Source organism: Epilithonimonas sp. (assembly GCF_032054305.1).
GTDB lineage: Bacteria > Bacteroidota > Bacteroidia > Flavobacteriales > Weeksellaceae > Epilithonimonas.
This window is the reverse complement of sequence record NZ_DAMBSX010000002.1, coordinates 63,564-75,942: the sequence shown is the minus strand read 5'-3', so window position 1 is coordinate 75,942 and position 12,379 is coordinate 63,564. Positions and strand designations below refer to the sequence as shown.

The window sequence follows — 12,379 nt, the reverse complement described above, 5'->3', positions numbered from 1 at the left end:
CCATTTATTAATTCCTTTTTTTAAATTATTTTGAGAAATATACAGGAATTAATTGAATTTCGCCATCCAAACCTGATGGTTGTACTTTCCAATTAGAGGCATCGAACGGTTTGTAATCGATGTTTACAAAATTGATTTCGTGGTAATTTCGCCACTGGATTTTATTCTGGTCCATATAACGGATTCTATTTGCCATCAAATTTGAAACCTCAATCTGAATGGTATTTTTTCCTTTTTTCAAGTATTTTCCGACGTTGATTTCAAACGGAAGACTCCAGACGATTCCTGCGTCCTGTCCGTTGATGATGACTTTTGCACTTTCGTATAATTTGTCGAATTTTAATACAAAATCGTCTGCTTTTTTACTTAATTTAAATGAAGTTGTATAAACTCCAGTTCCTGAAAAACTCTGCGTCGAAGCATCTTCTGTGAAATTTGTCCAAGGCTGAAGTTTGTCTAAAGTTTTTGATTTCGGAAGTTCGGGACCGCCTTCTTTGAAAGTCAGTTGCCAAGGTTGATTTAAAACAATCGGGGCATCTGTCTGTTCAATATATTTCCATTTTGGAATTGAATTGTCCGGAGTTTCTGAAGCTTTTATAATTAATGATTCTCCTGAATTTAGCTGAACTCTTACAGAATTATTCTGAATTTCAGCAATTCCGAATTCTCCGTTTTCAGGATTCATTAAGGCAACCTGTTTTCCGATAAAATTCAATGGAATATTCTGATTGATTTCTTTTGAAGTATGATTGACGATGTAATAATATTTCCCACCATCGAATTTTCTTCTGACAAATTTCAATCCTGTATCCTTCAGTTTTTCTCTTTCTATTTTTAAATATTCCAACCCTTTTTCAACATCAGAACTCAACACAATTTTTCCTTTCCCAAAGGTTGCAGATTTTAAATTTCCGTCTTGCTGAAAAGGAATTTTGGTCCATAAAGACTGTAATTCGTTTCTTCTTTTTTCCAATTCAAAATTTCCCGGAACATTTTTTGGCTCGCTTTGAAAAATCACAGAAGCGCCATTCTGAGATAAGTTTAAAATATTTTTCAGAGTAGATTCCGGTAAATAATTCAGTTGAGGAATAATTAAAATTTTGTAAGAACCTCCATTTTTCGCCACCTGAATATTCTGATTTTCAAGTTGTGCTTCGCCAATCATTTTATCCGAAATCATATCTAGAGAATAACCGGATTTTCCTAATTTCTCAAGGTTTTCGTAGAATACAGTCGGGTGCAGCCACTTTTCAATATTATGAATTTTGAACGCCACATCTTTTCCTTTCGGATTCGCCCATTGGTCGTAAACCGGCCAATACATCAGGATTTCGTTGTCTGATTTTCCACTTTGCAGAACAGATTGTGTTCTTTCAATATAAGAATTTAGTCCTTTTATATTCGGCCACAAAGAATTTTCAGGAACGAAATTGGTCGAAGCATAAAACAACCAACCCGGAAACTGAAAATCAGCGGGCGTATAAGTTGTTCCGTGATAAAAAATATGATTGATTCCTGATAGAAAAATCTGCTCGGCTTCAGGTTTTACCTGTGACCAAGACGTTTTGAAATGCTCTGTCAGCCAAGTAAAAGATTCATTGGAAATCAAAGGTTTTCCGGTAATATTGGCTACTGAAGAAGCGAATTTCAACATATTGATATCGGGAACTTCCTTTGTATTGATGTCTTCTAAATTTCTTCTCAAACCCTGAATATCGAATTTTGTACTTCCAAAAGTTTCAGATTCTGGGATATCGACTGCAGCGTATAAATCCAGCAAATTTCCCGGCGAACCGTGAGCCTGATTGGTATTTTTTGAGTTTTTAGAATGCGCCCAATTGGTGAAATTTTCTGTAAAATTATGAAGAATCAGTTCGCTCATTGTTTCACGGTAATCCGATTTTATTCTTCCTGCAATCTCACTTTCATTATCCTCTACCAAATATTTGATGTAAGGAGCTAAGTCATACCCTCTTCTTTTCTTAAATTCATCTTTAAAATCCGCAGTCCAGTCGGCATTGTAAACTTCATAACTGTCATTAAAAAACGAACGGATTCCATAGTTTGAATTTCCAAAAGCTTTATCGAAAGTTTTCAGATAATCTTTCGTCGCATCAGGCGAAAAATGGTCTAATGTATAGCCATCGCCACCTGGAGCGGCACGTTTTACTTTCTGTAAAGTTTTACCCACAAAAACGGCATAGATTGTCCATTTCCCTGAACTTGGTTTCCAGCTTAAAGAGCCATCAGCGTTGATTTTATCCGTTAAAACAACAGCTTCATTTTTTTCGTTGTAAGCGGTTACAATATCAAGGTTTACAGTTTTTAAATTCTTCTGCTTTTCATCTTTTAAAACAATCTTTTCAGAAAATTTTTCATTTGGTTGAATCGTGTAATTCTGAACAATCATCTTTGTTGCCGCATCATTTTCATTAACCTGCGATCCGCCAATTGGCCAGCCTGTTCCGACTGCCATATCCACGTCCATATTCAGGCTTTTGGCTTTATTTGTCGTGAATTTCAACATTTTCATCCATTCCGGAGAAAGGTAATTGATATATTTGTTTTCAAAGCCTTTTGCTCCGTAAATCGGGACAATTTCAACGCCTCCAAAACCTGCTTTTGAGAGGGTTGTCAATTGTTTGTCCAGACCTTTTTCGTCAACGGCGCTTCCCATCCACCACCAACGTGTCCACGGCTGAGCGGTGTTGGTCGCTTTTGGCCACGGATTTTGTGCGGAAAGATTTCCGAAGGCAAAACAGAGAACGCTGAGTTTGACTATATTTTTAATTTTCATTTTTCAACTTTTTATTTAATCACAAATCGCAGATTCGACGGAGTCAAAAGGCACAAAAGTTTTTGACACTTTAGCTATTTTTAAGTTTGTTATTCGACTTTTGAGAAGAACACTTAAGCTTTTGAAATCTTTGCTTTTAACGTTTGTCATTTCGAGGAACGAGAAATCTATCTAAAATTGAGATACTTCACTCCACTCTGTTTCGTTCTGAATGGCAAACTGCATATTTTTAATCACAACATTTTAATTTCCATCAGGTTTTAAAGATTCCATAAAAACAGATTCTGGCCAGTGGAATTTTTCGACATCATCGGGTTTATTTGGGTTAAAATTTTTATAATTATTTGAAATATATTTCTTTAAAGGTAAATTTTGGTCAACGATAGATTTTACGACACATTTCGCCAATTCATAAGCTCCATAAGGGTTAAAATGCGTATCGTCCGCCAAAGCATTTGGTTGATTTGGATAGGCACTTGCGGGATAATGAACAAATGCTTTTTTTGCTTCTTCTTGTCCCATTGCTTCAAATAGGGTTTTGCTTAATGCATTTAAATCGATTAAATCCACTTTTTCTTCTTTTGCAATTTCTCGCATTGCATCAGGAAAATCATCTAAGGTATTGACAATTTTATTGTTTTCATCAAAAACTCGGCGGTTCATTGAGGTTACCAAAACCGGAATTGCACCCAATTGTTTTGCCTTTTGAATCCATTCTTTTAATCTCTTTCTGTAACCGGATTTCGTACTATTTCCTGCTTTTTGGTCGTTGTGCCCAAATTGAATGAATAAATAATCTCCGGATTTCAATTTATTCCAGATTTTATCGATTCGGTGGCGGTCTTCGAAGGCTTTTAAAGTTTCTCCGCTTTCGGCATAATTGGCAATCACGACTTCATTTGGAACAAAAAAATACGGTAATATTTGTCCCCACGAAGCCCACGGTTCATATTGAGCATCAACAACGGTTGAATCTCCCGTTAAATAAATAGTTTTCGCCGTTTTGTTGGGTTGAATAATTACCGAACAAACTTTCGGAGCTTTATCATTGAATTCAATCGTCAGTAAATTGTCCCAATGCAGATATTTTGTTTCTCGTGGTTTCAATTTTACAATTCCGATTTTTTCGCCGTTTTGATTTCGGATGATGCTGTCTTTTACGTGAACGGTGATTTGTTTTTCAACAATTTCGCCTTGTTTGGTTTTGACATCACTTAACATCAATCGACGGTTTTCTACACGAACTGTCGTTTCCGAAGTTCCTTTTGTATCGCCTAAATTCAGTTGAATATCATAATTTCCTTCGGGAATAGCCACCGAAAAATAGAAAGGTTTGTCGCTTGTGATGAAATCTCCCATCAAAGCATTTCCGCCATTGTCAACAGATTTTAAACCTGAAATATCCATAAATCCGTAGCCAACCTTTCTGTCGAATTTTGAAGTTGAAGTAATGGGAATAAAACCTTTCTCCACTCTGTCTCCGCCAAAATCAAATTTGAAACTGGTTTGCTGTCCAAAATAAAATGAACAGATTAATAGTATTAAAAATGACAGTTCCTTTCTCATTATTAATCTGTTAAAATATTTTCTTTTGGCATTGTAAACTGTTTATTTTCATCGCCCAAATCCGGCAAACCGAAATAGAAATATAAGGTTCTTTTAAATTTTCCGTTCAGATGATTTGGTTCGCTTTCCAATCCTAAAGATTCGGTTTTATCATTAATATTAAACGCCAAAACAGTTCCCAATGGCGGAATGGCATCCAAAAATGAAATATTTCCGCTTGGTAGTTTCGGATAACCTTCTGCACCGTAAATTCCGTAAAAATCAAAAAGTCTGACAAACATTTTTTCTTCCTTGGTTCCAACCGTTATTTTTCCTTCTGCAGTATTTAACTGTAACCAAGAGATATCATCGAAATAACCTTTAAATTCAGGATAAATCCACGGCGATTGTCCGGTTCTTATTGAGTTTTTTAAATTCTGCCAAACATTATAAGTCTGTCCCTGCAAACGGTTTTTCCAAACGTGATAAGGTCCTTTTCCCAGCCATTTTGCATTGATGACATAATTTTCAGGATAATCGAAACTTACCCCTGAAAACTGACAATCTCCTGACAAAGAATATTCATAATTTAATTCTAAAATTCCGTTGGGATTAAGTTTCCAAATAATTTTATTTCCGTTTTTGTAATTAACTTCAATCAGTTGATTTTTTCCTTCTACAAAAGATTTTATGGACGATAATTCCATTGTTCCGTTTACGAAAGCAGGTCCGTTTTTGAACATCATTCTTTTACCTTTTTTATCGACAATGACTGATTTTAATAATCCATCTTTTTTCCCAATGGCGAATTCTTTTTCGTCTGATTTTAAGATAAATTCAACATCATTTTCTGCAACAGAAACAGGAAATTCTTTAATTAAAGACTTTGAAAACTGTTTTGAAATTTCATCATTCGACTTCAATTTCCAAGTCCAAGTGTAAATTTCTTTTCCGAAAGAATCGGTTGCTGTCAATAATAAACTTTCATTTTCTTTCCAGTTTGCAGGAAGATTTAAATTGATAGTTCCTTTTTCAGTCGGTTGAATATTTGGCGATTCAATTTTTCCAGTCTTAATCAAATCAAAACCAGATTCAGAAGAAAACGGTGTTTTGAATTTCACTAATTTCCATTCAAACTGACAGTCTTTTAAATTCGTAAAATGATAACGGTTTTCTACAGGAATATTTCCGTTAAAATCATTTGAAAGCGTTTTCAAATCAATTTTTACAGGGCTATAAATTTCCCGAATCGCATAAAAACTTCCTTCTTTCTCACGATGCGGTCCTAAAACTCCGTCGGGCGCATTGATGGCATTAACATCGATTTGATTGTTGAAATCTGTTCGCACCAAACCTTCATCAACAAACGCCCACAAAAAACCACCCGCTCCTTTTTTGGAACTCCAATGAAGCTCCCAATAATCGGCTAAAGAAGTTCCGCCGCCTCCATCATCCTGAGCGTGCAAAAATTCGGTTGGCATGTAAATATTTTCACCTTCGAGGATATTTTTTGTGCTGTAATAATCTTCGTAATGATTGCAGTCGATTCCGTTGAAAGCATTTCCGGGCTTGTGATGCGCGTGAATGACTGGACGATTTGACAAGTCGTATTTTGCAAATTCTGCATCCAAATCAAAATTATGTCCGCCTTCATTTCCGTTGCTCCAAAAAATAATGGACGGATGATTGGTATCTCTCGTTACCATTTCTTTCACAAGCTTTCTTCCAACTACTGTGCTGTATTTTTTTTGCCAGCCCGCTAGTTCATCCAACACATATAAACCAAGAGAATCGCAAATTTTTAAAAATGATTTATTTGGCGGATAATGCGAACATCGAACGGCGTTCATATTCATTTCTTTGATGAGCTGAACATCCATTAAATCTATATTTTCCGTAACTGCTCTTCCGGTTTCCGGCCACCAAACGTGACGGTTGATGCCTTTCATTTTCACCTTTGTTCCGTTGATGAAAATTCCATCACCTTTTCGGATTTCAATCGTTCTGAAACCGAATTTTTCTTCGGTTTGGAAGATATTTTTTCTGTTTTTATTTAAAGTGAATTTTGCTTTGTATAAATTAGGAGTTTCAGCTGTCCATAGTTTTGGATTTTTAACGGAAAACTGAATCTGTTTTAAAGTATCTCCTTTTTGAATTTGAACCTGATATTCGCCGACCAAATTATTTTTAACATCAAATAGTTCTACTTTTAAATTATTGACATTTTGGATTCCATTCAGATGAATATTTGAGCGGAAAGTTCCATCTGCTTTAGCATCAATCGTTGTCCACGAAATATTTTCTTTTGAACTTGCTTCTAAATAAACAGGGCGGAAAATTCCACCTAAAATCCAGTAATCAGCCAATCGTTCTGCATTGTTGACCGATTTATCAGTCGACATTTTGGAAACTTTAACTTCCAAAACATTTTCTTTTCCGAATTGAATTTTATCGGAAATATCATATTTAAATTCATAAAAAGCACCCTGATGAATTTCTCCAGCCAATTTTCCATTGATTTTCACTTCGGTATCAGTCATTGAACCTTCAAAGACGATGTTGATGGTTTTTCCTTTCCAGGAATTTAGAATTGTGAATTTATGCTTGTATAAACCTGTTTCATCGTGAAATTTAAAATTCCGACCGTACGTTACATAATCACGTCCGTAATTGTAAGAACCGAAACCTTGTTGCTCCCAATGTGAAGGGACATTTATTTTGCTCCAGCTTTCGGATTTTCTGCCAGAATTTATCCAAAAATCCCACTCTTTTGTGTGCTCAGCATCTTTCCCACTCAGGAATTGAATTTCCTTAGACTGAGAAAACAAAAGCTGTGAACAGACACATAAAAAAGCGAATATTTTGGAAGAATAACTCATTATTTTGCAGCAATGTCGGAGTCGTCTTTTTTATCGTAGGATTGCCTAAGAGAAGCTACTTTCGTCACATTAACTTTGGTTTGCTTTAAATTTTGAATGTTACTTAAATTTTCCATTTCGGGTTTTAAAGCCTTGATTTTTAAATTTTCAAAAGTGAAATCCTTCAAATCAAATAAATCTGATTTTTCAATAGAGAACGCTGTTTCACAACTTAAATCTATATTTTTGATGGTAATATTATTGGCCAATCCTTTTCTCGGCCTTGCTTCACCTTTCAAATCAAAAAACTGATTCCATCCTTTTGCGTAAATGAAAGTTTTTACATTTCCTTTAATGTTATCTAAAGTAATGTATTCATAATGCTGAGGCGTGTCGGGACGCATTTTCAGGTGTAATAATCTTGAAGCATCTTTCACTGTAGAATTTCTGAAAATAATGTTGTAGTTGTGAATCGATTCGCTTCCGCAAGTGAGCGCAGAATGGCAGAATCCGAAAGTATTATCTTCGATAATGATATTTCTGTTTTCTCCGTTATTCGGGTCAACATCAGCTTTTGGACCTTTTCCTCCTTTTAAAGCGATGGCATCGTCATTTACCGACATATAACAATTTTTAACCAGGAAATTTGAACAGGCATCGATGTCAATTGCATCAGTACTTGGTGCTTTTACAGGTTCTTTCGGTGCTAAAATTGTTAGGTTTAATAATTTTACGAATTGAGATTTATAATAATGCGTACTCCAAAATGGTGAATTTTTCACAGTAATTCCTTCAATCTGAATGTTTTTTGAATTGGAAATGTAGATAATTCTAGGTCTCATTTCGTCCATGTTGGTACATTTAGGATTCCATTCGCGTCTTTTCCAGAAGGATTTCCAGAATCTTAAGCCGTTTCCGTCAAGTGTTCCTTTTCCTGAAATTGTGAAACCGTCTAATCCGTCTGCGTTAATCAAAGCTGGAAAATATTTTACAGTTTGTCCTTCCATTCTGGTTGTCACAACAGGAAAATCATTGATATCATCGCTTCCTTTTAGTTTTGCACCGTTTTCTAAATATAAATGTGTTCCCTGTTTAAAGAAAACTGAACTAATTAAAAAAGTTCCTTTTGGTACGACAATTACACCTCCGTTTTTAGAAGCTTCATCAATAATGTTTTGAACTTGTTTTGTCTGAAGAATTGTGCTATCATTCTTTACTCCAAAATCTGTGATAATATATTTCTTACCTAATTTATTGATGTCCGTTGGTTTATTTTCTTTGAACCATTTTGGGATTGTAGTTCCGTCTGGGAATTTGTCCTGACTTTTTAAAGCTGAAAAAGAAAAAAGAAGTGAAAAAGCTAAGAAAAGCTTTGATATATTTTGAAATTTCATAATCGATTTTGTATAGCTAATAAACGAAAATAAAAATATAGTTTTTGAGGAGTTGGAGCATCCTGCCCTCTCCTGTCAATAAAATCTTAATGAATTTACAAAACCTATTTTTCCTTGATTTAATGTTAAATTTTAATTCTAAAAACATTTTATCTGTTGCAAAATCTATCATCTTCAAACATTGATTAAATCTTAATTTCAGTTCATATTTAATTAATATAAAATTTACAAAAATCATAACAATCTGATAATTAACAGGATTCGACAGGACAGTCATCTTAGTGGTTGTTTCTAATTTTCCATCACAACAAAAGCCCAATTTCTAATTAATCAGAATTATTATGAAAGAAAAAATTCTACCCATTAAGCGAATATTTAAGTTATTTATGTTTTGTGGCGCCATTTCGACAATTACTTATCTTGATGCGCAAACATTGGCATTTCCTGATGCAACTGGCTTTGGAAGATACACCACAGGAGCAAGAGGTGCTGCCAATCCTGAGATTTACCTAGTAACCAATCTGAACGACGGCGGACCCGGTTCTTTTCGTGATGCGGTGAGTAAAGAAGGACGATTTGTTATATTCAAGGTTGGGGGAATTATTAATACTCAATCTCAAATCGTTATTGCAAAAAATACAACTATTGCCGGACAAACTGCGCCTGGAGAAGGTATTGTCCTTCTTGGTTCGAGAGTTACTTTCACAGGTGCGAGCAATACGATTTCCCGTTATATAAGAATCCGTTTTGGAAGTACAACTCAAGGTCAGGATACATCTGGGCTTGCTAATGGAGCAAATATGATCTTTGACCACATGTCCTTCACTTGGGGAACGGACGAAGTTTTCTCTATCAACTGGGATAATAAAGGTGATAGCCCTGATAATATAACGATCCAGAATTCTATTATTGGGCAAGGTTTGCATCGTCACAATCACTCGGCTGGTGGATTGATGCAACCTTCCGGTGGGAAAATCAGCTTGATCGGAAACTTGTATATCTGCAACAAAACCCGAAACAATAAAGTAAAAGGCATCAATGAATTCGTCAATAACATTGTCTATAACTGGGGAAATTATGGCAATACCTACGGACATACAGAATCTGGAGATGCTTATATCATGGGTGGAGATTCAGCCGGAACTTCGGATGTGAATATAATCAATAATTATTTCATTGGCGGACCAAATACGAGTAACACTGTCACAACGCCTTTCAACAGAGGAAATGACAATTTCTCTTTGTACGGTTCAGGAAATTATTTTGATAACAATAAAGACGGAATCCTGAACGGAACTTTGGTACCTTCGGATCTGACAGGTTTTCCTACGGGTGATATCAATTCCATTAAATCGGAGCCTTATGATTATCCAATGAAAAATCCAACATTAACCGCTCAACAAGCTTATGACAAAGCGATTATGAATGTCGGTGCTTCTTATCCAAGACGTGATCAGGTGGAAAATCTGATGATTTCTGATCTGCAGTCAAAAGGAACGACGGCAACCTATGTTTATGTTCAGTCTGACCTTAAATCTCAATTTGGTTTTACTAATGGTGGTGCGGGACACGTTTATGGCGCACCAGCTCCTTTGGATACAGATAATGACGGAATGCCAGATGCTTGGGAAGATGCGAACGGATTGGATAAATATAATCCTGATGCTTTGAATGTAAGTACAACGAATGCTCCATATCTTAACATCGAGGTCTATATCAACAGTTTACCCAATCAGACTCCGCCGGATTTTATTATTCCGCCGACAGATGTTAATTTTACGAATGTTGCAACAACAGAAGTTCCGCCAACAAGTTCTTTTACAGTTAATTGGAGTGATAATTCAACTAACGAAACCAATTATATATTAGAACGTTCAACAGATGGAACTAATTTTTCAGAAATCGCAACATTAGGTGCTAACGTTATCAGTTATAATGAAGCTGGTTTAAATCCAAATACTCAATATTATTATAGAGTTAAAGCAATTAATGCAACAGAATCTTCAGTTTATACTTCGATTGCATCAATTACAACTCCACCAATTCCTTCTGCTCCAACAAGAACCACTAATCCTGCTCCAACAAATGGAAATAACAATGTAGAATTAAGCAGCGGAAATCTACTTTTGAAATGGTCAGGAAGCACCAATACAACAAAATATTCAGTTTATCTTGGAACTAATGCATCAAGCTTAAGTAAAATAGCAGATGTAACTTATTCAGCTTCGCCCTCTTATCAACTGACAGGATTAAGTCCTGCAACTACTTATTATTGGAGAATTGATGCTTCTAATGAAAAAGGTACCGCAACTGGTGATGTTTGGAACTTTCATACTTTAACTCCAAGTCTTGTCGGTCATTGGCCATTCAAGGAAGCTCCTCTTGAAGGAGAAAAAATTGCGGATATAACTGATTATGAAAACGATGGAATATTGGACGCAGCTTATGATAATTCTAATGTCAGAATCCAAGGAAAAGAAAATTACGCTCTTGATCTGGCGACCTCTCCGAGCAATATGTACATTGCAAGCGTTCCGAATCAAGACCATATCTTCTTTGATAAAAATTCTTTCACCGTTTCTTTTTGGATGAAAGCGCCAACTAGTATGATTCCGACTTCATCATCTACAAGCCTCTATGTACTTTGTAAAGGCTCATTTACTAAAAATACAACGACAGGAGCAACAGGAAAACGTTATAACGTAGAGATAAAAGGAGGTCAGTTACGTTTTGCAATTGATGATGATGTAACTAAAAAAGAAATCACTTCACCAATCACCAATTACTTCACCGGAGATTGGGTGAATGTTGTAATAATGAGAGACATTATTGCTCACAAAATGAGAATTTATACTAATGGTGTTTTGAGTGCGGAAGGCGACGAAACAGCTGTTACGGGAATTGGGGAAGTCAGTGATTTGATCATTGGAAATATTGGTGAATTGGAATTAATGTCAACTACAGCACCGGCTCCTTATAAAGGTGCGTTTGATGAGTTGAAAATGTTCAATTATGCATTATCTCTTTCGGAAGTACAAGCCTTGTATAGCCAGGCAACATTAGGCACTGGAACTGATAAATTCCTTTCTAAAAAAGGGATTATCTATCCAAATCCTGTGAAAGACCAGATCTCTATACAGCTTCCAGATTATAAAAAATCTAATTTGACCGCAACATTGCTAGATATGATAGGAAAGATTGTTCTTAGTGAAAAAATAAATTCTAATGAAAAAGGTATTTTTATTTTAAATATCGCTAATAGAAAAACTTCTGGGACTTATATTTTAAATATTTCAGGAGAAAATCTGAATAGTAATTTTAAAGTTATAATTGAATAGAATCAAATCAAATTTTTCATATAAAAAACTCCTTTTCAAAAAATTGAAAAGGAGTTTTGTTATATCATTTTAGGAATTAACCCATTTTAAAATTTTTCCTTCGAGATCTTCAAGATCAAAAGGCTTAGGAACGTAATCATCTGCCATTGCCTCATTTGCCAAAAAGGCAATGTCATTATTGGCAGTAATATAAATTACAGGGATATTTTTATAATCGGAATGCGCCTTCAAAAGTTTAGTCGCTTCTACCCCGCCAATTACAGGAATCCAATTATCCATAATAATCACATCAGGTTGGAAGTCTGATATTTTTTGGATAATATCGTCTGCTGTTTCAGAGATCTCAACTTCATATCCAAGATCATTCAGAACGATAAAAATCACTTCTAAAATGGAAGTTTCATCATCAAAGATCAGAACTTTTTTCTTACTCATAATATATTGGTA

At 35.3% G+C, this 12,379-nt stretch carries 6 protein-coding genes; 1 reads left to right on the top strand and 5 read right to left on the bottom strand.

What is annotated here, in order from left to right; translation table 11 throughout:
- Positions 1–25 precede the first annotated feature (25 nt).
- The 4 genes from RTX21_RS04315 to RTX21_RS04300 all read right to left on the bottom strand — a co-directional run bounded on the left by RTX21_RS04315 (position 26) and on the right by RTX21_RS04300 (position 8,594).
- Positions 26–2,797, bottom strand: a complete 2,772-nt coding sequence (locus RTX21_RS04315; protein WP_312765550.1) for a glycosyl hydrolase — start codon at positions 2,795–2,797, stop codon at positions 26–28.
- A 243-nt stretch (positions 2,798–3,040) separates the two neighbouring features.
- Positions 3,041–4,363, bottom strand: a complete 1,323-nt coding sequence (locus tag RTX21_RS04310) for a rhamnogalacturonan acetylesterase (protein WP_312765549.1) — start codon at positions 4,361–4,363, stop codon at positions 3,041–3,043.
- Positions 4,364–4,365: 2 nt separating this feature from the next.
- The gene (locus RTX21_RS04305) at positions 4,366–7,221 is read right to left on the bottom strand and encodes a glycoside hydrolase family 2 TIM barrel-domain containing protein (protein ID WP_312765548.1); all 2,856 of its coding nucleotides are present in this window, start codon (positions 7,219–7,221) and stop codon (positions 4,366–4,368) included.
- Entirely contained in the window at positions 7,221–8,594 is a 1,374-nt protein-coding gene (locus tag RTX21_RS04300) for a glycosyl hydrolase family 28 protein (protein WP_312765547.1), read from the bottom strand. The genes RTX21_RS04305 and RTX21_RS04300 overlap by 1 nt, the downstream gene beginning before the upstream one ends.
- A 341-nt stretch (positions 8,595–8,935) precedes the next feature.
- Here RTX21_RS04300 and RTX21_RS04295 point away from each other — a divergent pair, with 341 nt between their 5' ends.
- A complete protein-coding gene (locus RTX21_RS04295) occupies positions 8,936–11,932 on the top strand; it encodes a LamG-like jellyroll fold domain-containing protein (protein WP_312765546.1) in 2,997 nt (998 codons plus the stop codon).
- 69 nt (positions 11,933–12,001) lie between these two features.
- Here the strand turns inward: RTX21_RS04295 and RTX21_RS04290 are convergent, their stop codons facing one another.
- Entirely contained in the window at positions 12,002–12,367 is a 366-nt protein-coding gene (locus tag RTX21_RS04290; RefSeq protein ID WP_312765545.1) for a response regulator, read from the bottom strand.
- Positions 12,368–12,379 lie beyond the last annotated feature (12 nt).